19 protein-coding genes and 2 pseudogenes are annotated in these 23,400 nt (G+C 67.7%); 9 read left to right on the top strand and 12 right to left on the bottom strand.

Annotation, left to right across the window (positions count from 1 at the left end; all coding sequences use genetic code 11):
- The first annotated feature begins 237 nt into the window (after window positions 1–237).
- Window positions 238–1,425, top strand: coding sequence for an alpha/beta hydrolase family protein (locus ACFXJL_RS25500; RefSeq protein WP_384696002.1), 1,188 nt, complete (start codon window positions 238–240; stop codon window positions 1,423–1,425).
- 214 nt (window positions 1,426–1,639) lie between these two features.
- Entirely contained in the window at window positions 1,640–2,584 is a 945-nt protein-coding gene (locus tag ACFXJL_RS25495) for a DUF3048 domain-containing protein (protein WP_384695999.1), read from the top strand.
- A gap of 115 nt (window positions 2,585–2,699) precedes the next feature.
- On the opposite strand, the gene ACFXJL_RS25490 is transcribed toward ACFXJL_RS25495, so the two are convergent.
- From ACFXJL_RS25490 to ACFXJL_RS25480, 3 genes are all read right to left on the bottom strand, one after another.
- Window positions 2,700–3,197, bottom strand: coding sequence for a hypothetical protein (locus tag ACFXJL_RS25490; RefSeq protein ID WP_384695996.1), 498 nt, complete (start codon window positions 3,195–3,197; stop codon window positions 2,700–2,702).
- Between the two features lie 452 nt (window positions 3,198–3,649).
- Window positions 3,650–5,380 (bottom strand): FG-GAP repeat domain-containing protein, encoded by a 1,731-nt coding sequence (locus tag ACFXJL_RS25485; protein ID WP_384695995.1) that lies wholly within the window; start codon window positions 5,378–5,380, stop codon window positions 3,650–3,652.
- Window positions 5,381–5,563: 183 nt separating this feature from the next.
- Complete coding sequence (locus tag ACFXJL_RS25480) at window positions 5,564–6,730, bottom strand: helix-turn-helix domain-containing protein (RefSeq protein ID WP_384695992.1); 1,167 nt, start codon at window positions 6,728–6,730, stop codon at window positions 5,564–5,566.
- Between the two features lie 461 nt (window positions 6,731–7,191).
- On the opposite strand from ACFXJL_RS25480, the gene ACFXJL_RS25475 reads away from it, so the two are divergent.
- The 3 genes from ACFXJL_RS25475 to ACFXJL_RS25465 all read left to right on the top strand — a co-directional run bounded on the left by ACFXJL_RS25475 (window position 7,192) and on the right by ACFXJL_RS25465 (window position 10,637).
- Window positions 7,192–7,974 (top strand): LuxR C-terminal-related transcriptional regulator, encoded by a 783-nt coding sequence (locus ACFXJL_RS25475; protein WP_384695990.1) that lies wholly within the window; start codon window positions 7,192–7,194, stop codon window positions 7,972–7,974.
- A 589-nt stretch (window positions 7,975–8,563) separates the two neighbouring features.
- Window positions 8,564–9,646 carry an FAD-dependent oxidoreductase gene (locus ACFXJL_RS25470; protein WP_384695987.1) on the top strand — a complete coding sequence of 361 codons (1,083 nt, stop codon included), beginning with the start codon at window positions 8,564–8,566 and terminating at the stop codon, window positions 9,644–9,646.
- 229 nt (window positions 9,647–9,875) lie between these two features.
- On the top strand, window positions 9,876–10,637 hold the full coding sequence (locus tag ACFXJL_RS25465) for an SDR family oxidoreductase (protein WP_329026344.1): 762 nt from the start codon (window positions 9,876–9,878) through the stop codon (window positions 10,635–10,637).
- A gap of 139 nt (window positions 10,638–10,776) precedes the next feature.
- On the opposite strand, the pseudogene ACFXJL_RS25460 reads toward ACFXJL_RS25465, so the two are convergent.
- From ACFXJL_RS25460 to ACFXJL_RS25450, 3 genes and pseudogenes are all read right to left on the bottom strand, one after another.
- Window positions 10,777–10,988: pseudogene (locus ACFXJL_RS25460) on the bottom strand (alpha/beta hydrolase); the annotation flags it as partial.
- A gap of 43 nt (window positions 10,989–11,031) precedes the next feature.
- On the bottom strand, window positions 11,032–12,132 hold the full coding sequence (locus tag ACFXJL_RS25455) for a winged helix DNA-binding domain-containing protein (RefSeq protein WP_384695983.1): 1,101 nt from the start codon (window positions 12,130–12,132) through the stop codon (window positions 11,032–11,034).
- Entirely contained in the window at window positions 12,129–12,506 is a 378-nt protein-coding gene (locus tag ACFXJL_RS25450) for a hypothetical protein (protein WP_384695980.1), read from the bottom strand. Before ACFXJL_RS25450 ends, ACFXJL_RS25455 begins: the two co-directional genes overlap by 4 nt.
- 335 nt (window positions 12,507–12,841) lie before the next feature.
- On the opposite strand from ACFXJL_RS25450, the gene ACFXJL_RS25445 reads away from it, so the two are divergent.
- The gene (locus tag ACFXJL_RS25445; protein WP_384695977.1) at window positions 12,842–15,160 is read left to right on the top strand and encodes a hypothetical protein; all 2,319 of its coding nucleotides are present in this window, start codon (window positions 12,842–12,844) and stop codon (window positions 15,158–15,160) included.
- 121 nt (window positions 15,161–15,281) lie between these two features.
- Complete coding sequence (locus ACFXJL_RS25440) at window positions 15,282–16,013, top strand: class I SAM-dependent methyltransferase (RefSeq protein ID WP_384695974.1); 732 nt, start codon at window positions 15,282–15,284, stop codon at window positions 16,011–16,013.
- Window positions 16,014–16,187: 174 nt separating this feature from the next.
- On the opposite strand, the gene ACFXJL_RS25435 is transcribed toward ACFXJL_RS25440, so the two are convergent.
- Window positions 16,188–18,113 (bottom strand): NAD(P)-binding protein, encoded by a 1,926-nt coding sequence (locus ACFXJL_RS25435; RefSeq protein ID WP_384695971.1) that lies wholly within the window; start codon window positions 18,111–18,113, stop codon window positions 16,188–16,190.
- 377 nt (window positions 18,114–18,490) lie between these two features.
- Here ACFXJL_RS25435 and ACFXJL_RS25430 point away from each other — a divergent pair, with 377 nt between their 5' ends.
- Window positions 18,491–19,363: an alpha/beta hydrolase gene (locus tag ACFXJL_RS25430; protein WP_384695968.1), complete on the top strand. Its 873-nt coding sequence runs from the start codon at window positions 18,491–18,493 to the stop codon at window positions 19,361–19,363.
- Here the strand turns inward: ACFXJL_RS25430 and ACFXJL_RS25425 are convergent.
- The 4 genes and pseudogenes from ACFXJL_RS25425 to ACFXJL_RS25410 form a co-directional block, all read right to left on the bottom strand.
- Window positions 19,318–19,512, bottom strand: coding sequence for a hypothetical protein (locus ACFXJL_RS25425; protein WP_384695965.1), 195 nt, complete (start codon window positions 19,510–19,512; stop codon window positions 19,318–19,320). The genes ACFXJL_RS25430 and ACFXJL_RS25425 overlap by 46 nt on opposite strands.
- 19 nt (window positions 19,513–19,531) lie before the next feature.
- Window positions 19,532–20,602: a hypothetical protein gene (locus ACFXJL_RS25420; protein WP_384695962.1), complete on the bottom strand. Its 1,071-nt coding sequence runs from the start codon at window positions 20,600–20,602 to the stop codon at window positions 19,532–19,534.
- 237 nt (window positions 20,603–20,839) lie between these two features.
- Complete coding sequence (locus tag ACFXJL_RS25415) at window positions 20,840–21,229, bottom strand: hypothetical protein (protein ID WP_384695959.1); 390 nt, start codon at window positions 21,227–21,229, stop codon at window positions 20,840–20,842.
- A gap of 326 nt (window positions 21,230–21,555) precedes the next feature.
- A pseudogene (locus tag ACFXJL_RS25410) lies at window positions 21,556–22,058 on the bottom strand (immunity 49 family protein).
- Between the two features lie 91 nt (window positions 22,059–22,149).
- Between ACFXJL_RS25410 and ACFXJL_RS25405 the strand changes: the two are divergent.
- Window positions 22,150–22,557 (top strand): DUF1992 domain-containing protein, encoded by a 408-nt coding sequence (locus ACFXJL_RS25405; RefSeq protein ID WP_358881901.1) that lies wholly within the window; start codon window positions 22,150–22,152, stop codon window positions 22,555–22,557.
- Between the two features lie 87 nt (window positions 22,558–22,644).
- Here ACFXJL_RS25405 and ACFXJL_RS25400 read toward each other — a convergent pair whose 3' ends face one another.
- Window positions 22,645–23,121: a VOC family protein gene (locus ACFXJL_RS25400; protein ID WP_384695956.1), complete on the bottom strand. Its 477-nt coding sequence runs from the start codon at window positions 23,119–23,121 to the stop codon at window positions 22,645–22,647.
- Window positions 23,122–23,400: the final 279 nt, after the last annotated feature.

Raw genomic sequence — 23,400 nt, 5'->3', positions numbered from 1 at the left:
ATCGTTTCGGGTGGAACCTCAACCTTCGCCCCACGCCTTTGTCCTACGTCAGCATTCCGGCCATGCCCTTTCGTTCATTCACCCAGGGGGCTGTCGGAACGCGCAAGACCGACATCGCCGAGGCAGCGGGAGACAGCCATGTTCCTAGGACGGTACGAGGACGATCACAGCGCCGGTCGATCCGGAGCGAGTGGACGCGGTGCTGATGGTGCTCATGACCGGGGGAGGGATGGTGTGGTGGCCCGCAGGACCGTCATCGCCTCCGTCTTGGCGGTAGCCACGGCATCGCTCGCGTCCAACGGCGTTGCGCAGGAACGGACCACGGACGCCCTCACCCTGAGACTGCCGGCTCCCACCGGGCCGCACCGCATCGGGGTCACCACACTCCATCTGGTCGATCGGGCGAGGCGTGACCCGTGGGACGCCGGCCGTGTTCGCGAGGTGATGGTCTCGCTCTTCTACCCGGCCCGTACCGTCCGCGGCCATTCGATCGCACCACAGATGACCGCCGTCGCAGCCCGGTGGTTCACGGCGTTCGACACCGTCCATCTGCGTCCGGAGCTGCCGGAGAGCGGGGTGGACTGGGCGGCCACCATGACCCATGCGTACACGGACGCGCCGGCGCAGCCGATCCCGCGCCCGGTGCTGCTGTACACCCCGGGAGGCGGTGACCCACGCACCGTGGGCACGGCCATTGCCGAAGAGCTGGCCAGTCACGGCCATGTGGTGGTGACCGTCGATCACCCGGGCGAATCCGGTGCGGTCGAGTTTCCCGACGGGAGCGTACGGGAGTACGCACTACCGGGAACCCCCGACTACCCGCAGGTCTTCCGCACGATGATCGACACCCGTATCGCAGACGTACGGTTCGTACTGGACCAGTTGACCGTACTGGCGGCTGGTCAGAATCCCGATGCAGAGGGACGCAGGCTGCCGAAGGGCCTCGGGTGTGCGCTCGATCTGGGGCGGGTGGGGGTGTACGGCCACTCGGCGGGTGGGACGACCGCTGCCCAGGTGATGTACGAGGACGATCGCATGGGCGCTGCTGTCAATCTTGAGGGGTACTTGGACCACCCATCGGTCGGACCCGGTCGAGAGGGCGAACTGTTCCCGGTCGCCCGTCACGGTGTGGACCGGCCGTTGCTGCTGTTGGGGACCGATGGCTACCGCAGTGCGCGGTTCGAGCGCTCCTGGTCCGCCCTGCTCGCGCACTCGCGTGGGCATGCCCGTCGACGAGAGCTCAACGACGCCGCGCACTGGGTGTTCACCGACTACGCGGCCATCGCACCCCGGTTGCAGATCGCCGGGCTGATGACCGCCGATGACCGGATCAGGCTGGTCGGCCCGGGCGATCCGGCGAAGTCGGTGCGGCAGGTGCGTCATCACGTGCTGTCGTTCTTCTCCCGACACCTGCGCATGCGGTGAGACCACCTGCTCAGCCCCTCGTACGTCACCACTAGGCTGTTTGTTCGAGCAGTTGAGCGGAGTCCGCGGCCCGGCATGGGCGACACCCGGTCGCACGCGGCACAGCCGCCACCCACCGCGCGCACATCGGCGGACCCGAAGGAACCACCCGGGAGGTCGGACGGCTCCGGCGGACGTACGGTGAGACCCACGCTCGACTCCGGGGGTGCAGAAGATGGAACGGTCGGTCAGGACACGGAGAGCCGCGCTCGGCACCGTGCTCGCGGTGGTGCTCGCCACCCTGCTGGGCGCGTGCTCCGACGGTTCGGGGACCTCGCCCGAGGAGTCCGCCACCCCTTCGGCGGGCCCCGTGCTCGCCGTCAAGATCGACAATGCTCCGCAGGCCCGTCCCCAGACGGGGCTGAGCGCGGCGGACGTGGTTTACGCGGAGCAGGTCGAGGCGGGGCTGAGCCGGCTCATGGCCCTGTACGCGACTCGGCTCCCCGACTCCGTGGGACCCGTGCGGAGCGCCCGGGAGTCCGATCTTGAGCTTCTGGCGCAGTTCCCGGACCCGACGCTGGTGTTCTCCGGGGCCCAGTCGAAGTTGCTGCCGCTGATCGAGGCTGCGCCGTTGCGCGCCGTGACCCCGGGTAGCGCTCCGGCGGGGGCCTTCGTCCGCGACCAGGAACGGACCGCCCCCTACAACCTGTACGTACGGCCGCAGCGGGTCCAGAAGGACACGGCCGGGGCGAAGGCCCTGGAGCGGGCCGGGTTCCGTACGGGCCCACCGCCGGGTGGCGGTGAGGCGGTGACCGAACGCACCGTGCGTTTCCCCAGTGCTCGGTTCACCTTCACCTGGTCCGCCGATCGGGGCCGTTGGCAGATCGCCATGGACGGTCGCCGTGCGGTCGAGCCGGACGGTACGGCGGTGACCGCGGCGACCGTCGTCGTCCAGCGGGTGGAGATCAAGGAGTCCCAGTTCCAGGACTTCATGGGCAACAACTCCCCGCTGACCGTGACCGTCGGCTCCGGCAGCGCCGAGGTGCTACGGGACGGGCGGACATATCCGGGGGAGTGGAAGCGCGCCTCGGCGCGAGGTGGAACGACCTTCACCACACCGGACGGCGATCCGCTGAACATCGCGAAGGGGCCGGTGTGGGTGATGTTGGTGGCAAGCTGAGAGACGGCTGTCGGATGGCCGCGCACAACGGCCCTGGCGTGGCGAGGCCGATGGAGGGTGCGAGCCCGGTCGGGTTCCACCACCCCGCCGAGCCCAGCAGGTGGGGGCCGCCGACTCAGAACTCCTCGGGCTCGGGCAGGATCCTGACGGTCAGGGTCTGGGTCTCGCCCAGAAGGGTGAAGGAGCCGTTGAAGTAGCCCCCTTCATAGGGTGCGTCGTAGTCGGCGGCGAGATCGACGGTGATGGGGCGGGCGAAGGTGACCCGGTTGGCCGGGAAGTACCCGCTCGCGCTCAGCCCGTCCGGGGCGACGCGCGAAGTGCATCCCGGCGACTCACAGTTGATGTTCAGGGAGACGATCCTGGTGTACGGCGGCGCCTCCACATCGAGGTAGCCGGGTCCGCGGCGGACCTGTCGGTCCGGAGGCAGCACCACCCTCCTGGCCGGGCCCCCTGCTTCCAGCTCGGGGATGTTCTGTTGCGGTGGTAGCGCGAGGACGGACCGCGTCTGTGCCAGGGCGGGAGGTGCAGACAACGCGGTCGGTACGCCCGCGCCGCCGAGGAGCACCACGGCCGTGACCGCCCAGACGGGCATGCGGATCTTCCTCGTGACCATGGGTGCAGTCCTCTCTACAGAGCCCGGCGAACGGATGGGTGATCGGGACGTCACCCCGCCCACACGATCCTTTTCCGGATGCAGCCGGATATGCCGACAGGCCATTCGATTCACCTGAAGGAGGGGGCTGCGCAGAGCCGGAGCGCCTACCGGTCGGTGCCCGAACCGGCCGTCGCCACCGCACGGTGACCATGTTCCTTGGCTTCGGCAGCCGTACGGCCCGGGCTCGTGGACCCGATCCGATGGCGGCGTACGCGCGGATCGGCCCTCGGAGCGGGGCTGCCCACTTGCTGGGCGCCTGCTGCCCGGACGCCTGGGGTCTGGGCGCTCGGATGCCTGCTGCCCGGACGCCGACCAGGAGGTGCGGGAACGGCAACACAGTGGCGTTCTTCCGGCAGCACAACGGCCCCCGCCCACTGAGGACGGAGGCCGTCAGCCGCGTTCGGAGCCCGTCAGAAGAGCAGGTTGTACTTCTTCCAGCCGGAGGCGACCTTCACCCGGGCCGCGTACGGCTTCGCTGCGTCACCCGTGCCCTTGTAGAACCAGACGGCACCCGCGGCATCCCGTGCGACCAGGTCCGCCTTGCGGTCCGAGTTCAGGTCGCCCGGTGCCACCAGGGAGTTGTAGATCTGCCAGCCGGTGCCGACCTGCACCCGACCGCTGAGCGGCTTCGACGCCACTCCCGTTCCCCGGTACAGCCACAGCTTGCCCGTCGAGTCCCGGCCCAGCAGATCCGCCGTGCCGTCACCGGTCACGTCGGTGCCGCCCACCAGCGAGTTGTAGATGTTCCAGCCGGTACCCACCTTGGTCCTGGCACCGAACGGCGCCGTGGTGGTTCCCGTGCCCGGGTACAGCCACAGCACGCCCTTGGCGTCCCGCGCCAGCAGATCGGCCTTCTTGTCGCCGGTCAGATCCGACGCACCGGTCAGGGAGGTGAAGGCGTTCCAACCCCCGCCGACCCTCAGCCGGCTCTTGAAGATGCCTCCGTCACCGGAGGTCCGGTAGAACCACAACACACCGCTCTTGTCCCGTGCCACCGCACCGGGGCCGCTGCTCTGGACGGTCACCGGAGCCAGCCGGGTCAGCGCCGAGTACTGGTTCCAGTTCACACTGCTGCCGACCAGCTCGACCGAAGCGAACGGCTTCGAGGCTTTGCCCGTGCCGCGATAGTCGTACAGCTCGCCATCCGCGCCTCGGCCCACGACCCGGAAGCGCTCGGTCACCGGGATCGAACTGCTCACCGCGAAGTCCGACGACTTCTGCGGGTTTCCGGTGCCGAAGCCGTACACCTCGTAGACCGCGGTGTTCCGCAGCCGCCATGCCGGAGCCGTTGCAGCGGCCTTCAACCGGTAGGTGACCGTGTAGTCGCCGGGCTTCTTGACGGTACAGCGGATGTCATTGCCCCAGCCCAGCTCCCCGAGCGAGTGATCGCACTCGGCGCCGGTGGCGCCTGCGTTCACGCCGTCGACGCTGACCTTCAGTTCGCCCTCGTCCCAGCGCCGGAAGCCCGGAGCCTGGGACAGGCTCAACTGGAGTTCGCCCTTGTCGACCGCGTGCAGCTTCACCGTGTGCTGCACTGAGCCACCGGCCGGCAGTGTCGCCGTCGACAGGGCCATGGTGTTCTTCGCGACGTGTGCCTTGGTCTTCGCCGTGACCGTTGCGTGTGCGCGCCGCGGACCGATGGCCTTCGAGCCGGCGGTCTGCGCCTCCTTGATCCCCGCGTCGACGCTCTTCCCGCGCGGCACGTAGACAAGGCCGTAGTAGAGCGTCGTGCCGTTCGCGGCACTGCTCGCCGCCGAGACAGTGGGCCCCGGGGCACCCCAGCCCTTCACGCTGCACAGGTACACACCGGTGACCCCGGTCTTCGCCTTGCAGTCGGCCGTCGGGTCCACCTTCAACCCGGTCGGCACTCCGCCGCTGGACCAGCGCGCATCCGTGAGTGGCTTCTTGCTCAGGGCGTAGACGAAGGTGCCGTCCGCCTCCCCACTCTGCTGCCCGCCGGTGGCCGGCGGTGACAACTCCTCCCAGCCCACACCGGGCATCAGGGCCATGTCCTGCACCGGGTCGAAGTAGAACGTCGGATCCCCGGCCGCCACGGCCGTCCCCGCCCCCACGACACCACCGGTGACGAGCAGTGTCGCCGCAACACCGGTTCCCACGAGCTTTCGCAAAGCTACCCCCATCAATCAAACGATCGGCGGACGGTAACACGCCCCACTGACAGCCGATTCAATCGGGGCCAGCCACGGGAGGTATGTGGTCCCGCTCGTCGACACCGTGTCGGTCCTGGCTTGCGTGCCCCATGACCTGGGACGGAAGCACAGGTCACCGCCCTGCGGCGGCTCGGCCGCACATGAAGTGATCGCCTACGCTCCGGTGGGCGCATCACCGCCCGCGCCGAGGAACGCACCCGGCGCAGCGAGGGTGTTGTGACGGTACTCCCGGGGGGATTCGCCGTAGGCGGTACGGAAGGCACGACTGAACTCCGACGCCTGGGGCATGCCCCAACGAGCTCCGATGGTGTGGACCGGCTGCCCGGCGCAGATCGGGTCCGAGAGGTCCGCGCGGGCGTTCTCCAGACGGCTGCGACGAATCAGTGCGGCCACGGTGGTGCCCTCGGTTCGGAACAGCCGATGCAGATGGCCCACGGAGATGTGGTGGGCGGCGGCGATGTGCGTGGGAGTGAGGTGGGGGTCCGCCAGGTGCTGTTGGATGAACGCCTTGATCCGTAGGACGAGCGCGCGCTGCCGGGTGTCTGGCGGCAGGAGGTTCTCCGACTCCAGCGCATGCGCGAACATCGCCGCCACCAGGTCGGTGAGGACTGCCCCGAGACGCGGGGCGTCACTGAGCCGATAGTCATTGAGGTTCCGTGTGAACTGGGCGAGGAACTGGGCCAGTAGCGCCCCCATGCCCTCCCGCCCCGACATGGGCAGTCCGATCGCACGCTCGGCGCGGTGGCGGGGCAACGGCAGCACCGCCTTCGGCACTTCCACGCCGATGAGGAGGATGCGCTGCTGGCCGGAGACGATCTCGTAGGGGCGTGAGGTGTCGTTGGTGTGGTAGCTGAGCGGGTATCGGCTGATCTCCTGGCGCCCCCAGACGATGTGGCCCTCACCGCGCAGGAGCAAGGACACATGGTAGTTCTCGGGGTCCGACTGACGGATGTGCTGCGCCGTCCGTCGGAAGGTCACCGGCGGGAAGGCGGCGGGCCACACCGTCACATCACCGAGCTCGATGACTCGCTGGCGCGCCCGGAAGTCGCGGGCGTCGTCACTCCAGAGATCCATGGGGGCATGCGTGGAGCTCATCAGGTCACGCCAGTAGTCGAATCGATCGGCAGCGGGAACGCCGGTGGAACGCAGCACGACGGACGGCAGTGGCCGGCCGGCCGACGGCGATGCGGACTGTGCTGCGACGCACAGATCGGAGTGAGGTGTGGGTCCATCGATCGGTCCGGGATGGTCCCAGGGGCCCGTCAACGGTCCTGCATCCGGGGCCTGTCGCCGTGGCGGGACGAGTGTGCGTACGGACATCGCTTGAATCCCCCTGAGCGCAACGAAGTTCAAGGTGGCGAAACGGCTGTGATGTCGTTCGCCCCAGCCCTGCGCACCGGTCCAGGTCGCGGTGGTGCGATGACACCCATGGGTTGTGATCGCCCGTGCGGGTGCCTCAAGGGCACGGTTCGCATCCTGCTACGGGGGTGCCATCGCGCACCGCGTCGAGCCTGCGTACGCATGTAATCTGCGTACTTGTGAAGCACAATCAATCTGCACCATTACCGTGCGGATGTGGCAAAACGACCGCGCAAGGGGCCTGTGGGCCCGCCCAGGACTTCTACCGGCGCCTACTCGATGCAGGACGGCTCCCCGGGACCGACGCCCCGTCCTGTCTGTGGCAACTCCATCTGCTCGCGGACGATCCACGGGATCCGGGATCCGTCCTCCCCGTTCCGCCCGACACCGCGGCGCCGGCCGCGTTGCAACCGTTGGAGGATGTGTTCGCGGAGCAACGCAGCAACCTGCGGTCCGCCCGGGCGGCACTCGCCCGCTTCGGGGAGTTGTACACGGAAGCCCAGCGCTCCGAGATGCCGGGTGCCACCCTTCTCACCGGAGCGGCACTGATCAGCAGGACCCTCGAAGCGACCGTGAACAACGTCCATCACGAGGTGATGACCGCGCAGCCGGGCGGAGGACGCCCGGTCGATGTGCTGGAAGAGGCGATCACCCGCGATCTACGGATGTTGGCGCGGGGAGTGCGGCAGCGATCCATCTACCAGCACACCATCCGCCTCCACCAGCCGACCCTGGCCTACGTCGATGCCACCACTCGGGCCGGCGCCGAGGTGCGCACCCTCGCGGAGGTCTTCGAACGGCTCATCGTCCTGGATCGCGAGGTGGCGTACATCCCGGTCTCCGACCAGCGTGCGGATGCCGCGTTGGAAATACGTCACCCCGGGATGGTCCGCTTCATCTGTCTCTTCTTCGAGAGCGCGTGGAGCCGTTCGCTCCCGGTGCATGGCGAGAGCAGGCCGCGTCCACCGCGGGTCACCCAGGAGGTCCAGCAGGCGATCTTGCGGGCAGTTGTCTCCGGTGACACCGACGACTCCATTGCGCGCAGGCTCGGCATGAGCAGACGCAGCGTCTCCGAGCACATACGCAAGGTCTCAAAACAGCTGGGGAGCAACAGTCGGGCCCAGCTGGGCTATCTGTTGGCGACGTCCGGTTGGAGATGGGACGGCCAGGACCCCACAGGGCGCGCCGGAGACGACACAGAGTAGGCAGGAGACGACCGACGGTCCCTGACCCGGATCCCCGTACCCGGGTGTCGCAGGGGCGCGAACGCGCCCTGGGGAGGTACCGCCGTCGAGTGCGGGATCGCACTGCCCGTGCTGGCCTCCGCTGGTCGGCTCGACGGAGCCCCGGACGGCATGCGTACGGACGACTGCTTCGGCTGCTCCGCCCCTGGATTCGCGGAACCTCCCGGATTTGCGGAACCTCCCGGAGGCGGAATCTCCCGCAGACAGGGCCGGCCCCTGCGCCCGAGGAATAAAAGTAAACGGTTGTACAGTTTTCATGTGTCGTAGCGACAGGCCCTGACCCTGGAGTTCTTGTGTCACGTGATGCGGTAGCGCCGCCCCGGTCCCCCCGGGCGTCCCGACAGCGGTCTGCCGCCCGCCACGTCGTCCCCCAGCTCCGGCCGCCGCACGGGCACCGTCGACGCACCGGGACGACGCGGGTGTGTACACGTGCCCCCACCGGGCTTCTTGCTCCGACGGAGCCCACCGGGCTTCTTGCCCCGGCCGGGCCCGCAGGATTTCTGGATCGCTTCGATCCGACACCGCTTCTCATGCTCGTACTGGAGAGACCATGTCCCCCAAAGTTGTGATCGTCGGCGGCGGCTACGGCGGCAGCGCCGCGGCCAAGGCCCTGGATGCTGTGGCCGACGTGACCCTCGTCGAGCCCAAGGACGCCTTCTTGCACAATGTCGGCGCCCTGCGTGCCGCCGTCGACTCTGACTTCGCCCCCCAGATCTTCCTGCCCTACGACCATCTGCTCAGCCGGGGCCGTATCGTCCGTGACCGCGCGGTCCGGGTCGAGCCCGGCACGGTCTCGCTCGCCTCGGGCAACGCGCTGGATGCCGACTACATCGTCCTGGCCACCGGCTCCAGCTACCCCTTCCCCGCCAAGAGCGACCTCGATGACTCCTCGGCTTCCCTGGAGAAGTTCGGTGCCACGCAGAAGCAGCTCACCGTGGCGGACAAGGTCCTTCTCCTCGGAGCGGGGCCCGTCGGCCTTGAGTTCGCGGGGGAGATCAAGGCCCGATGGCCGCAGAAGCAGGTCGTCATCATCGACCCGGCCCCGAGCATCCTGAGCGGCTACTCCGATGCGTTCCGCGAGGAGATCCTGCGCCAACTGGACCAACTCGGTGTGGAACTGCTGCTCAACGACTCGCTCGCCCAGGAGCCACCGACCGAGGTCGGGACGGCGGGGGCGTTCGACGTCACCACCCGTTCGGGCGCCGAGGTGAGCGCGCAGGTCTGGTTCAGGGCCTACGGAGTCACACCCGCCAGCGACTACCTCTCGGGCTCGCTCGCCCCGGCCCGGCTGGACGGCGGCCGTGTCGAAGTGCTGCCAAGCCTTCAGGTGAAGGGCCAGACCACGGTGTTCGCCCTCGGTGACATCACCGATGTGGCCGAACCCAAGCGGGCCGGGGCCGCCATGCGACACGCCGAGGTGATCGCGGAAAACATCACGGCCCTGATCGAGGGCGGCAAGGAGCTGACGTCGTACGAGCCCGGTCCGGCCGCCATCCTGTTGCCGTTGGGCCCCACCGGCGGTGCCACGGAACTGCCCGGCGGCGAACTGTTGGGGCCCGAAGTGACGGCCCAGTACAAGGGTGCGGACCTGATGGTCGGCCGCTTCTCCGAAACCTTCGGGCTCAGCGGATGAGTAGGACCGTGCGCACCGTCCACGCCCTGCGGCACGGCTCGGACGAGTGCGGCCTTCAGCGGAGGGCGTCATGAGTACGTGTCCTCGGGCCGAACGCGAGCGGTTACCGCAGGCGGGCGGTTACCGGACACGGGTGGTGGGTTGAGCAGGACCCCATCGCTATCGCTGAAACGTTCCTGCATTGAGTTCGGCAGAGCTACTTCCCAACGGATTTGAGGAGCACAGAGCCATGGACATCAAGGACCGGGTAGTCATCGTGACCGGTGGCGGCGGCGGGATCGGTGCCGAGACCGCGAAGCTGTTGGGCAGCAGGGGTGCACGAGTCGTGGTCACGGACATCAGCGAGTCGGGCGAGGCGGTGGCCGAGGCCATCCGGGAAGCGGGGGGAGACGCCGCGTTCCTGCGTGCGGACATCACCGTGGAGGAGGAGGCCGAGGCGCTGGTGGCCAGGACCCTCGACCGTTACGGCAGACTCGACGGTGCGTTCAACAACGCCGGTGTGGAGCAGGCCGCGACGCCGCTGCACCAGCTCACTGCTGCGCAGTGGGACCGGGCGATCCGGGTCGATCTGACCGGTGTCTTCTACTCCCTGAAGTATCAGATCACGGCGATGCTGGAGTCGGGCACCCGCGGTTCCATCGTCAACACGGCGTCCGCTCTGGGGCAGGTGGCCGTTGCCAATGCGAGTGAGTACGTGGCCGCGAAGCACGGTGTCATCGGCCTCACCCGTGCTGCCGCTGCCGACTACGGACAGCACGGCATCCGTGTCAACGCCGTACTGCCGGGCATCGTCGAGACCCCCATGGTCGCTCGCATCGCGGAGGAGCCCAGCTTCTCGGGAATCTTCGACGGCCTCCGCCAGCGACACCTGCTCGGCAGATTCGCCCAGCCGAACGAGGTCGGCGAGGCCGTGGCCTGGCTCCTTTCGGACAGCTCGGCATTCGTCACCGGAGCGGCGATTCCCGTCGACGGCGGCTATCTCGCCGTGTGACCCCGGACAGGACGTAGGACGGTAGCACCGCCAGTCCGCCATCAGACAGGGCCCGCTGATGGCGGACTGGACGCATCGAGGACTCCATGTGCCGCCTTCACAGGACACCACGCCGGGAGTTCGGCCTGTAGCGCTTCCCTTATCGACGTACGCCCCCCGGCGTGATGGGCTCAAGCGGTAGCCCCTTGCCTTCGTGGGACTGGGCGCGGAGACGTCGGAGCCAGCGCAGCCGGGCGTTGCGGGCGTCCTGACCGAGTGCCGCTCCTGGTACGAGGGCGTCGAACCCGTGGAACGCGCCCGGCCATACGTGCAGTTCGGCTTGGCGCCGACCTGCCAGATCGCCTGGGCGTAGGTCGAGACGGCTTGACGCAGCTAAGAGCGGTCGACGGCCGGCTCATCGCGGAGACGCGGCAATCCGAACGCGATCGCTCGCGTCGCCGGAGAGGAACGACGCCAGTTCACCTCCCTGTTCGGCGACGCCGGCACGATCCGCCCGTGAGAAGGGGCGCAGCGGGGTGACGACCACGGTGTCGTCGTCGACGCCCCACGTCGCGGAGACCCGGCCGTCGACCAGGACGACGCGCTCGCCGGCGACGGACAGGCCGCGATGGGCGTCGTCGATGATCCGGCTGCGATCGTGATAGCCCAGGATTGCGTTGTCGAAGGCGGGGAGGAACCGCACCGGCGCGGGGGTGTCGGGGTCGGGGCGTGGGAGGTCGGGGAGGTCCAGCAGCTCGCGACCTCGCTCATCGCGGAAGCTGACCAGGCGTTCGCGCATCGCGGCGATCGCCTTCGGGAGTCCGGCCAGACCGCACCAGGCACGCAGGTCGGCCGATGCGGCGGGACCGAACGCGGTCAGATAGCGCCGCACCAGCGCTTCACCGACCGGGTCGGTGCCCGGCGCGGCAGCTGGGTCGATGCTGCGCCCCAGCCATGAGGAGAGCAGCGCGTACCGCGCTCCCCCCTTGGTGCGCCACAGCCCGCGCGGCGGCAGTTGTGTCGTCGGGAGGAGGGCGGCGATCAGCAATTCTCCCAGCGCTCGCGGCCCCGGGTCCGGCCAACGCTCGGCGAGCGCCCTGGCGAGCTGGGACATCGAACGGGGTTCTTCGTCGGCCATGACCTCCAGGCCGGCCGCGGTGAGTTCATCGAGGTCCACGCCGTCGAGTTCTCGGCGATAGGTGCCGAGCACCCGTTGGCGCAGCATGCCGTCATGTCGTGCCCGCCAGGCCAAGGCATCGTCCGCGGTGACCAGATGGACGGTACGGCGCATGAGGTGCATCCGTACCACGTCCCGTTGGGTGAGCAGGTTCGAGAGCGTTTCGGGGTCGAACCGGCTCAGCCGCGACCACAGCCCGACGAACGGTTCCTGGGGTTCTTGCGCTTGCAGACCGCCGAGGTGGGCGACGGCGTCGAGTACGGGCAGGTCGGCGCGATCGAGCAACAGTTGCCTGGCGAGCGTGGCACGGTTGAGTGCCCGGGTGTCGAGGACGTTCATCGGGTCATGCTTCCGAACTCTTCCCCACCGGCCCCTTGCCCGGCGGGGGCGGGCAGATGACCCCCGGCGATATGACAATCGCCCGCCATGGTGCCGGTCTTCTGGCAGGGTGTCCTGCCGCCGCTGCCCTGGGCGCTTGCCCGGGTGCGGAACTGTTCCTGCTCGTCTGCTGTCACAGTGCTGTCGTTCCCATCGAAGTTACGAATCCGGGTCAGGTCCCGCTGCGCGTCCACTGACCCCGGTGGTGCGGCCTGCTCAATCCGGGTGCCGGTGCCCCGCTGCCACCGCACCAGGTCAGGCTGCCACCCCACCGGGTTGGGGCCGATGGTCTGCACCGGCCCGGATCTGGCGTCATGGATTCTTCTGTCTGCCATACGACCACCATCGCAGGAGTAGCGGACAGGATGTGACCTCTACTACCGCCCGTATGGACACCATGCCGGAACTGAGGCAGGCATGCGCCCCAGCGCGCGCGTCGATAGATGAACTCCGCGGCCGGCACCCGCCCATGAGCGTCGCCATGAACCCGATCGGGGGCGGATCGAGGCGCCGCTCTTTCGAGGTAATGCGTGACGTATGAACGGCGGGTCGTACGCCCCCGGGCTACGGTCGCCGATGTCCTACAGGCGCACATCCGGGGGTGCACTCGATCATGCGCGGGAACACTGGGGAACGCTCAAGGACACGGGCGCCGAGGTGGCGGCGGTGGATGGCGGCCTGCTGCCTGACGGGGTTCGCGGCAGCTCCGCTGATCGGCGTCGATGTCGTATCCGGTGCACAGGCCGCGACGCGTTCCGTGGCGGACGGCGCCGGTGGGCTCGTCCCGTACTACGAGGACCAGTTCAGCCAGGAGGGATTCGACTTCCGGGACCGTCTGGGCACCGAGTACAGAGGCGCCTACATCCATGAGTCGGGCCAGTACGCCAACGGTTACAGCGAGTTCGCCAATGTCGCCGCCGCGCTCGTTGATCCACGCGGGCGGACCGACGAGGAACTCCAGTCCCTACTGCGGACGGCCCGGCCCGAGGAGGCACCGGCGTACGACTTCAAGCTGGTGCCCCTGGAGACGTGGAAACGCTATCTGCGGCCCGGCGACTATCGGAACCTGCGCGCCGAGGGCGTGAAGAACCTGCTGATGGTGCGGGCGATGAGCTTTCCCGGCCTACGGGAAGGCCGCAAGAAGACGGGCCTGCACTCCGAGAAGCTGATCAGGAATGTGCTACAGGAGCGCAGGACCGGCAGAGCCGCTCTGAAACCACTCTCCTGGTACACCGATCGGGGGCCGTGCGAAGAGTGCGACGAAGAGGTCATCGAGGACGGCACACCGACCTATCACGCGCAGGAGTACGGTCTGAGCCGCCAGGAGCGGGCCCAGCGCAACGCCGAGTTGAAGAAGGCCGAAGCCGAAGTTCACAAGGCCGCGAACAGTCAGAGGCAACTCGTCGAACGGGCGCAGAAGGCTGCCAAACTGCCGGCCGCACAACGTGCCAACGAGCGGAAACTGATCAAGAAGGAGATGGAGAAGGTGGCCGCTCGCCGGGAGACCGCGGAGGCCGCTCGGCAGCAGATCATCGACCGCTACCGGGACATCGAGAGCGTCCGAGCAGCCACGGCTCGCGGCAACCTCCGCAAGGACATCAACACGGCACGCAAGACCGACACCGCGGCCAGGTCCCTCTTCACTGCGGCTCCATCGAACTGCCCCAGGCCGCAGGCCCAGAGCCTCGCACAGTCCGGAGCAGCCACCTTTCGCCTTGCAGCCCGTTCCACACCGCGGATCGCCGGCTGTGATGGCGCGGACGAGCAGGTCAGAGGCGGTCTGGTACAGGGTCTGACAACACCGCACGAGGCACCAGGCGGTATCGACTTCTCCCGTCTTGAACTGCGCTACCTCAGCGATCCCGGGGCGGATGGCGGTGGTCTTCGCTATGCTTTCAAGGCCCCCTTGACGGCATCGGACAAGGGGAGCGGATCGACCGGGCTCGCCGGTGCCAAGGAGTCGTCGGACGCCTTCTTCGTCTGGCTGCGGTTGGAGCCCTCGACGTTCTGGGTCAACCTCAACCCCAATGAACCCGACCGCATCGTTGACTCCCGGTTGGGCCGGACCGATGCGGGACGGGTGCTGCTGGAAGCCGATCTGCTGCTGAAGAAGACGACCGGCACATTCATCCACCCGGATACGAAGCTCGGCGCGGACTACTGGGAGGCACTGTCGGGGAACTGCATGTCGTTCCGCACCTGGATCGTGCCGTCGCAGGCGACCGTGCACCAGAAAAAAGGCGAACTGCACATCCTCGACGCACCGCTGAATGTGCAGATGGAGACGCAGTATCTGAAGTCGCGCGGCGCGAAGGCGACCATGTCCTGTGCGGAGCAGTCGACATCCGTGCAGGAGCACAACGAGAAGGTGTTTCGGCGCATGATCCTGCCCAGGGTGGTCGAAGCCGTGAACAAGGCACCCCAGTACGCAGAGTTGCGACGGGTGTACCTCAGTAGGGTCGCGGCGGAGTGGTACCGCCAACTGAGCACCCGTACGAAGACAACGTACGGTTCGATGATCGACAACGGTGACATCAGTGCGTACGCCACGGCGAAGAGCTGGACGCCCCGCGACACCTTCGACCAGTACGTACGCTCCTACACCAACGGCGAGTTCAAGGTGACGCACCGTACGCGCGAGGGCAACACCGAGTACACCAGGACATATCTCTACGGGGGCGTCGACTTCACCGCCGTCCCCTTCACCTCCATGTCGGGCGACCGGCTGAAGGAGCGCTGGCCCACACTCACCCGAGACGTGAGCCGGTCATTGGCACAGCCCGTCACGGACACCCAACAGGGACAGGTGTGGCTCGGAGGCGGCGCGCAGAGCGTCGACGAAGGTACGGAGCCCGGCACGTCGGACGGTGAGGAAGCATCCGCCGGGAACATGGCGTCCGCCGCCCTGCGATGGCTGTCCGCACTGCTCCCCGTGCTGCTCGTCCTCTTCGTCCTACGCAGGAGGGCACGACGCCGTTCCGGCCGCTGACTCTGCCATCGGCACAGGTCAGAGCACCATGGACGAGGCGTTCACGCCACGACGACAAGGTCAGGGCGGACCGCTGAAAAATCGGAGGACGACCAGGCCGGAGCACCATAGGGTGCTGACCGTGGACCCAGCTGACTTCTACACCGGCATCGTCGCCGATCTATACGGACCGCTTAAATCGGTGTCGCAAGACCCCGAGCCCTACGCGGACTTCATCCAGGAACTCGGCGCTCCGGCCCTGGAGCTCGGGTGCGGGGACGGTGATCCGCTGCTCGACCTGCGTCGCCGTGGCTTGGACGTCGAGGGCGTCGACTCCTCGGTGGACATGCTGGACCGGTGCCGTCGCCGGTCGCACGAGCAAGGCATCGACGTGGTCGTCCATCACCAGCGGATGGAATCGCTCGATCTGCCACATCGCTACCGTGCGATCTTCCTCGCCGGACCGACCTTCAATCTCCTACCCGACGACACCATCGCACTGGCCGCCCTCCGCGGCATCCGCGATCACCTCGCCGAAGGCGGGACGGCCCTGGTGCCCTTGTTCACCCCCTCGCCCACTCCTGCCGACCAGATCGGTCAGGTGCGCACCGCCATCGCGGACGACGGTGCCGAGTTGCGCGTGTCGGTGGTGTCCGAGGAGCGGAGCGATGTCGACCGTACGCAGACGACGCTATTGCGCTACGAGCGCCGCGGTGACGGCGCGCGTACCACCGTCGATCGCCCCTGGGTGATCCACTGGCACACCCGCCCCGGGTTCGAGGCCCTCGCCGCAACCGCCGGCCTCACGGTGCAATCCGTCCTGGCCACGCCGGGAGCCACCCTTCTGCACTACCGACTGCAAGGCTCGGCCTGAGCGACCGAGCCGCATCCACCACCACCGTGCCCCAGCCCATCAGGACGGGCCGGGGCACGATGGCGAGCAGGTCTCCGCGTTGTTACGGGCCCTTCGGGGATGCGCTCATCGACGGCGCTCCCCATGCGGACCAGGCCACCCTCACGAAGGCCATGCCCTACGGCCCGGCGTGCTTCACACCAGGTGGGACACGGCGCGGTAGGCCGCGTCGAAGGCCGCGTGGGTGTAGCCGAAGGCTTCGGCATCCGAGTTGGCGATGGCTATCCGACCGACGGGACGACGGGCCTTGACATAGGGCCGCTGGCTCTCGGGTCCGAACAGCGCCGGGTCGTCGAGCGAGTTGTACTCGTAGGAGTACCCGTGCGCCCACCGGTTCACGGTGATGGCGGTGATGTCCTTGCCGGGATCGAATCCGTGGTCGCTCAGCGAGCGAGCCATGGAATCGCGGATCTCCCGTTCGAAGTTCTCGAACTGCATCCTGGCCAGGGCGCGTCGGCCGGCCTTGTGCTGCTCGCGGCACGCGCCGAGGCCGGGCTGGTTCGGAGTCGCGGACAAGGCGATGACGGTCGGCAGCTCGGGGCGGTGCGGCATCTTGAAGTCGCCGATCTCGGTCACCGTCGGAAGCCCGAAGCTACTGAAGTACATGGACGGGGTGCTCACCCGGGAAACGCGCGCCGTGGCGAAGGCACGCCAGTCACGCAGCGCCACCCTTGCATAGACCAGCGGTACCTTCACTCCGTAGCGCATCGCTTGGACCTGGTCGGCGGGCAGTTCAGGAACGATGTAGGAGGCCACCGAGTTCCAGCAGGCCATCACAACGCCCTTGGTGCGCACCCGGTAGCTGCGCCCGTTCTTCGAGTAGCTGACGGTCGCGCCGTGTCGACCCTCGTTGCGGACCTGGAAGACCGTGCTCGACAGCCGGATCCGAACCGAGGAGTCCGAGTCGTCCAGGTTGGCGTAGCGGGCGGTCGCCGTGGGCGCCTCCTTCCAGTCGAGGCGGCGGTCCTTGAAGGCGTCCGGTACCAACTTGCTGACGAGGAGCCGCGCCAGAGTGGCGTTGCCCTCGGGGAAGTAGTAGTTGCCATCCCCTTCTGTCGCCGCGAGCTGCATCAGAGGTGTGAACCCGGCGCCTGGCCAGGGCGTGCTCTCCAGATTGAGACCGTTGAAGCCGGGCTGCCCGGTCGCCCAGGCGTCGGCGGCGGCGACGCGGTCGACATCGACGCCCCACAGCCCATTGGTCCCACGCCTCATGATTGCCAGCGCGTCGGTATCCATTCCGATCTTCTCGCGCAGATAGCTCTCGTACGGGGTACGGGCCAGCGCTGCCTTCTTCTGGGCGTCCGTCATTCCCGGAAAGAAGTCTTCGGTGGTGGTGTACAACCGGACGAGCGCCGCCCTGCTCGCATCGCTCATCGGGAGCTTGGTGACGTACGAGGCCCAGGACTCGCCGGACTCCCGGATCACCAGCCGATCCTTGCCCCAGCGCTCCGAGTTGAAGAGGGTCCCACTGCGCAGCGCGTACTGCTGGTAGGCATCGGATTTGACCGTGGCTTCCAGTGCCTTGAAGTCGACACCGAGATCCCTGGTCACCAGTCTGTACGCCTCGCGGGACCAGGTGCTGGGGGTGTCCATGTTCACGGTGCCGCCGTGGGAGAGCAGCGTGTGGCGGCCCACGCGGAACTCATTGCGCCGAGCGTGTCCACCGAAGTCGTTGAGGGCGTCGAGGATGAGGATGCGGGCGCGCGATCCGACGGCCTTGCGGTAGAAGTGTGCCGCGGCCAGCCCGCTCAGTCCCGCGCCGACGACGACGAGATCGTAGGACTCACGCGTGTCCTTGATGGAGCCCGGGGCGAACTTGCCGTCGCGCACCGAGTGGGCGACTTCGAACGAACCGGCCTGCTGTCCCCTCAGGCCGGTCTCAGTGGGTGGGTACGACGTGTGTCCACCGTGGCCGTGACCGTGTCCGTGCCCGTGGCCCTTGTCATGGCGAGGTCCCGGTGCGGCTTGGGCGACGCCGGGCAGTGCTGCCGCCACCGCAACACCGGCGGTGCTGACGGCCACCCCGTCCAGGAAGTCCCTGCGGGTGATTTTCCGGGTCATTCCAAGCTCGCGATCACTGAATCTGGGCATACCCAACCCCTATGAGAGATGTGCGAATTCCGGACCTGGATTGCTAGTTGGGCATGCTATACCGCACATAACCGGCTTTGTAATAACTAAATTCGTTGTTCAATGGCCCATCTGATGCGAAATCAGTTGCGGTGAATGTCTTGTGCAGGGCTGAGTGGCTGAAATCGTCCCCGTCCTGCTGCACACGCCTCGCCGGTGGCCGGCAGCCCCACCGCCCTGGGGAGCGTCCATACCTCTGTCACCCGGACGGCCGATCGGTTCACTCTCCCGCCCATCGCGGAGAGCGCGAAGCAGCGCCGCGAATGAAGGTGGGACCAGCCTTTCCCCCAGCAGAAGAGAGACCCCCCATGCCCGTACCACCCTCCTCCAGCGCGCGGCGCCGCATAGTGCGCGTGACCGCTCTGTCCGCCGCGCTGACGGCAGCGGTGTTCGCGACCGGTCCCGCGATGGCCGGCGGTGACCCCTCCGGAGCTAGCAACCCGGAACCCACCGCACAGGGAGTGAAGCCGACCGTGGTCCTGGTCCACGGTGCCTTCGCGGACGCGTCCGGATGGAACGCCGTGGTCGAGCGGCTCCAGCACCGCGGCTATCCGGTGGTCGCCCCTCCGAACCCGCTCCGCGGCGTCCTCAGCGACTCCGCCTACGTCGCCTCCGTCCTCAAGAGCATCAAGGGACCGATCGTGCTCGCCGGGCACTCCTACGGCGGGGCGGTCATCAGCCAGGCGGCGGCCGGCAACGAGAACGTGAAGGCCCTGGTGTACGTATCGGCCTTCATGCCGGACGTGGGCGAGAACCCTGCCGCGCTGTCCACGAAGTTCACCGGCAGTGACCTCGGTACCGCGCTGCGCCCGGTTCCCTACACCGACGGCACCACGAGCGGCACCGATCTGTACATCCAGAACGACAAGTTCCACGCCGTGTTCGCCGCGGACCTTCCCGAGGCCCAGACGCGGGTCATGGCAGTGGAGCAGCGCCCCGTCGCTCAGGCGGGCTTCGGCCAGAACGCGACCGCCGCCGCATGGCGGACGATTCCGTCCTGGTTCATCGTCGCGAAGAACGACAAGGCCATCGCCCCCGACCTGGAGCGGTTTGAGGCTGCGAGGGCCAAGTCCCACACGGTCGAGGTCGCATCCTCACACGTGGCGATGATGTCCCACCCCGATCTCGTCGCCGATCAGATCCGCAACGCCGCACACACCACCGTCGGCAACGCCCAGTAGCGGACCGGCGTTTCCTCCACGCCATGTGGTCCGCTCCGGTGGTGCCCCTGTGCGTGCGGGGCATGGACGTGGTGCCCGAGGGCCCGGGCCAACACCCCGGGCCCGATGCGGTGCACCGTGCGCTGTGTCGTCTGGGTCGGGATGGTCATCGGCACCTCTTTGTGCCCCTCACCCGGTCCAAGCGATGACGTTCGACTTCACCCCCGATGCGACCACCCAGTAGCGGCCGGGGGCTTCCATGGGGAAGGCGCCGAACTCGCGAGTGCCGTCGGCGTCGATGGTGTGGATTCTCTGATCGTACGGACCGTCGGTGGTGTCCGTGTCCGTGTATGCGTAGATCATGATGTCCTCGTCCGGCTCGAAGCCGGTCATGTTGACGTTCATCTCATTCCGATGACCCCGAACGATGAAGATCTTGCTCGACGGCCTGTTGGACTGCGCAGAGGTGGAAGGGGTCCCTCGCGGCACCGGTCGTCGGGGGGTGGACTTCCTCGATGGCGCAGCAGGTGATGACGAAGGACGGGGTGAGTCAGTGGCCTCGCTGGCCGGGCCGTCCGTGCTGGCCTTGTTGTCCTGGGGGCGCGCGGGTCGGCGCGGCGGTGCTTGTGGGGGAGTCGTGGACGCGGAGCGGGACATCGTCGTGGTGAGTCCGTCGGCTGGTCCGGTCGTGGGTGCGCGAATCCCCTGACGGCCCGGCTCTGCAGAGAAGGGCACGCTGACGACGAGGGCGATGGCGATGACGGTCGTGATCACCGCCGCGATCAGAAGTGCCGCACGACGCTTGCGCCGACCTGCACGCAGCAGCCCACGCAGCCGGCCCAGTTCCCTTGCATTGGCATCGAGCTCCCATGCGATGATCCGGAGCACTTCGTCGTGGTCACCCCCGAAGGGACTTGACGGGAGGGCCGGCTCGATGAGCCTCGGCCGGTGGACCGTCGCCCGGGGAACCTGGCCCGTTCGAGCGTGCTCCAGGGCCCACTTCTCCGCCCGCTGCTCAGCGGCGTGCCGCAGCCGGTTGGCCCGCTTCTTGTCCGCTCTGGCCCGTCTCAGCTGTGACTCGGCCCGTCGAAGGCGCTGTCGGAGTTGGTTCCGCTCCAACTGGACGGTCCGCAAGCCCCGTGTGCTCGGCACCGGCCCGTCGTCGAGCCCACGCAATTGGGACTCCAGTGAATCGATGGCCTCCAGCAGCTTCCACACCAGCGTCGTACTGAAGCGCTCGGCATCATTCGCGTCCAACACGAGTTGGACGATGCCGCTGTTGGCGAAGCCGCCGGGCCCCGCGTACGCGTCTCCCGTATCCCGGGCCTGTTGTACGGGGGTTTCGTTCGGCGGTCGTATCAGTGATGGTCCGGCCGTCGGATCAACATCACCGGGTTGGACTGCGCCGCGCCCCAGAGGTAAGGGGCGACTCTCCTCGGGCGGGTCCTCCTGTGCGGATACCACGGCGCGTCCGGTGCCTTCTCGCGAGACTCCCGGCTAGGTCGTGGGCTTGTCGGCGGAGTACACACCCGAGCAGGCGAAGCTGCCTGGCCCCTCTGCCGTGACTTTCCCGGAGTCCTGCACCCGCATCGGGATGCTGTCGGCAACGCTTCCGCGCACTCCGCCGCTGACCGCCGTGCCTCCGTCGCTCGCGCTTGCCCGTCCCGAACCGCTCACGATGTCCACCGCATCCGTCGCGGTACGGGGCTCGGGAGAACCGGGAGAGGTGAACAGGCTCCACACCAGAGCGATGACTCCCGTGGCGCCCTGCACAGAAGCGGCGACCAACCGACCGCTATCGGGGCCGCCGAGCAGCCAGTACAGGGGCGTTGAGGCGATCGCCGCCGCCGCGCCCGTCATGATCGCAACCTTCATGCCCTTCGACACGACCACGCTTTCCTCCCCCGGTGCTTCACGCTCCATCAGACGGTCCGAGGCCGGAAGACCTCGACGCTCCGCCCTTTGCGCTCTTCACTCCTCAGCCGACCGGCACGATGAGCCGGCGGCGGACAAGTACGCGCACCGGGTCTAACGACAATCGGCCGGGTAGGTGACGATCGCCCCTGGAGCGAACGGCCGCGGCGAATCCCCGTCGAGGCAAGGCGCACCCCAAGGGCACTCCCGAAGGCTCCGTGCTCCGCGCTCGCAAGGTTCGGCGGTGAACCATCTTCCTGCTCGGCAGACCGCACAGGGCCGCCCATCGAGGGATCTGGTTACCTGGCCGCCCACAGCCCCAGATGATTCTCACCAGTGTCCGCTGCCCGTCGCAGCGCCTCCGGCGACCCCAGCACCGTGTGCGGGAGATAGCCGGACCTGACGTCCAACCCCCATCCGTGCACGTGAACCGCCAGGCAGGCCAGACCGAGGATGCCCAACGGGAGCAGGTTCTGGGGGCGGGATCGGGGCCCGTGCTCTCGCGGTGCTCGATGAGTCGGGCCACGAGAGCCCGCTCGAAGGCTTGCTGGTCGTCGTCGAGGAGTACGCGAAGGAGTCGCCGGTCCGGTGTCAGAGTGTCGGAGGCATCCAGATTCCGTGCCGCTTCTGCGCGCTCATCAGCAGGGGGCTTGCGCAGTGGCACGGTGGGCCAGTCCCGTGGGAGCTGGCTATCGGCCTGCCTGAGGTAGCCGCAGAGCGCGTCCATTTCAGCGAGGTCGGCCGGATCCGACGTCGAGTTCGGAAATGAGTACGGCGCCCCGTACGTCGGGGAGCTCCACACCGGGCGCACCACCGGTGAAGGGCGGTGCGGAGGCCCGGTGATGGCTCACTTCGCCTTACCGACGACCGTTGTGGTTTGGCATCATGGTGGTATGACGCAACGGAAGCCGCCCGGTGTCTCCTTCGAGGGCTGGGTCGACCACCAGATCCATGAAGCGGAGAAGCGCGGCGAGTTCGCGAGTCTTCCCGGTTTTGGGAAGCCCTTGCCGAACGACAGTGCTCCGTATGACGAAATGTGGTGGATCAAGGCGAAGATGGCCCGTGAGGGAGCCTCCTACCTCTCTCCGGTCATCGAGTGCCGCAAGGAGGTCGAGGATCTGCCGGCAGCCCTCTCGCGGATGACGAGTGAGGCGGAGGTGCGGCAGCGGGTGTCGGACCTCAACAAGAAGATCACTGATCTCCTGCTGATGCCTCCGCCGGGGCCACCGCTGGGAATCAAGCGTCTCGATGTGAAGGAGATCCTGCGCGAGTGGCGCCGGACGAGGGATTCCGGCCGGTGAAAACCGCCCTCGGACGCATTGCACCCATAGCCTTGAGGCTGGTGGGGCCAGAGTAGTTCTGAGGCTGATGGGACGAAGGCCCGCTTCCTAGGCTTCGGCGTCCGCCGCCCGGTAGAGCTCGGCGACGTCGATCTTCTTCATGCCGAGCATCGCCTTCATGGCCCGCTGGGCGCGATTTTCGTCGGGGTCGCTGAGCAGCTCACCGAGTGCGGCGGGGGCCACCTGCCAGGACAGCCCGTACTTGTCCTTCAGCCAGCCGCACGGCCCTTCCTGGCCGCCGTCGGACAGTTTGCTCCAGTAGTGGTCGACCTCTTCCTGATCGGCGCAGTTGATCAGGAGCGAGATCGCCTCGCTGAAGGTGAACTCAGGGCCGCCGTTGATCGCGGTGTACGGCTGCCCATCAAGGACGAAGTCGACCGTCAGTACAGTGCCTGCCGGGCGTGGACCGGCCTCGCCGTAGTGCGAGACGTTCGTGATCTTCGAGTTCGGGAAGACCGATACGTAGAACTGCGCTGCTTCCTCACCTTGGGTGTCGAACCAGAGATTGGGCGTCACGATGGGCATCGCATTCCCCTTGTCGTCGTCGGTGGCTCTCTCCGCTTTCTCTGTGTGGACCGTCGGGCCGCCCGGAACTCATCGTCTTCGACCAGCCGGATGCTCCGAGGACCGACAGTTCCATGGTGCGGGACATGATCGGGTCTCGCCGGACGGTGGCACACGGTTCGTTCGATGGCACGACCGGCCGTCACATCGATCGGAACCCCGTGGACGGATGGAGCCGACGCGGTGCAGTCCCGCAGGGAGATCCCTGCGGGACTGCACGCGTCGACTCCAACAACGTGC

Source organism: Streptomyces sp. NPDC059256 (assembly GCF_042753785.1).
GTDB lineage: Bacteria > Actinomycetota > Actinomycetes > Streptomycetales > Streptomycetaceae > Streptomyces.
The sequence above is the reverse complement of the archived record's forward strand: the minus strand, read 5'-3'. Positions and strand labels throughout refer to the sequence as shown.

What these genes read in the sequence shown, in the direction of transcription:
- ACFXJL_RS25480 (WP_384695992.1), bottom strand. Translation starts at nt 6,730, where the DNA reads ATGTCCGTACGCACACTCGTCCCGCCACGGCGACAGGCCCCGGATGCA.
- ACFXJL_RS25425 (WP_384695965.1), bottom strand. Translation starts at nt 19,512, where the DNA reads ATGACCATCCCGACCCAGACGACACAGCGCACGGTGCACCGCATCGGG.
- ACFXJL_RS25465 (WP_329026344.1), top strand. Translation starts at nt 9,876, where the DNA reads ATGGACATCAAGGACCGGGTAGTCATCGTGACCGGTGGCGGCGGCGGG.
- ACFXJL_RS25490 (WP_384695996.1), bottom strand. Translation starts at nt 3,197, where the DNA reads ATGGTCACGAGGAAGATCCGCATGCCCGTCTGGGCGGTCACGGCCGTG.
- ACFXJL_RS25495 (WP_384695999.1), top strand. Translation starts at nt 1,640, where the DNA reads ATGGAACGGTCGGTCAGGACACGGAGAGCCGCGCTCGGCACCGTGCTC.
- ACFXJL_RS25445 (WP_384695977.1), top strand. Translation starts at nt 12,842, where the DNA reads ATGGCGGCCTGCTGCCTGACGGGGTTCGCGGCAGCTCCGCTGATCGGC.
- ACFXJL_RS25400 (WP_384695956.1), bottom strand. Translation starts at nt 23,121, where the DNA reads ATGCCCATCGTGACGCCCAATCTCTGGTTCGACACCCAAGGTGAGGAA.
- ACFXJL_RS25450 (WP_384695980.1), bottom strand. Translation starts at nt 12,506, where the DNA reads ATGGCAGACAGAAGAATCCATGACGCCAGATCCGGGCCGGTGCAGACC.
- ACFXJL_RS25430 (WP_384695968.1), top strand. Translation starts at nt 18,491, where the DNA reads ATGCCCGTACCACCCTCCTCCAGCGCGCGGCGCCGCATAGTGCGCGTG.
- ACFXJL_RS25435 (WP_384695971.1), bottom strand. Translation starts at nt 18,113, where the DNA reads ATGACCCGGAAAATCACCCGCAGGGACTTCCTGGACGGGGTGGCCGTC.
- ACFXJL_RS25470 (WP_384695987.1), top strand. Translation starts at nt 8,564, where the DNA reads ATGTCCCCCAAAGTTGTGATCGTCGGCGGCGGCTACGGCGGCAGCGCC.
- ACFXJL_RS25455 (WP_384695983.1), bottom strand. Translation starts at nt 12,132, where the DNA reads ATGAACGTCCTCGACACCCGGGCACTCAACCGTGCCACGCTCGCCAGG.
- ACFXJL_RS25485 (WP_384695995.1), bottom strand. Translation starts at nt 5,380, where the DNA reads ATGGGGGTAGCTTTGCGAAAGCTCGTGGGAACCGGTGTTGCGGCGACA.
- ACFXJL_RS25405 (WP_358881901.1), top strand. Translation starts at nt 22,150, where the DNA reads ATGACGCAACGGAAGCCGCCCGGTGTCTCCTTCGAGGGCTGGGTCGAC.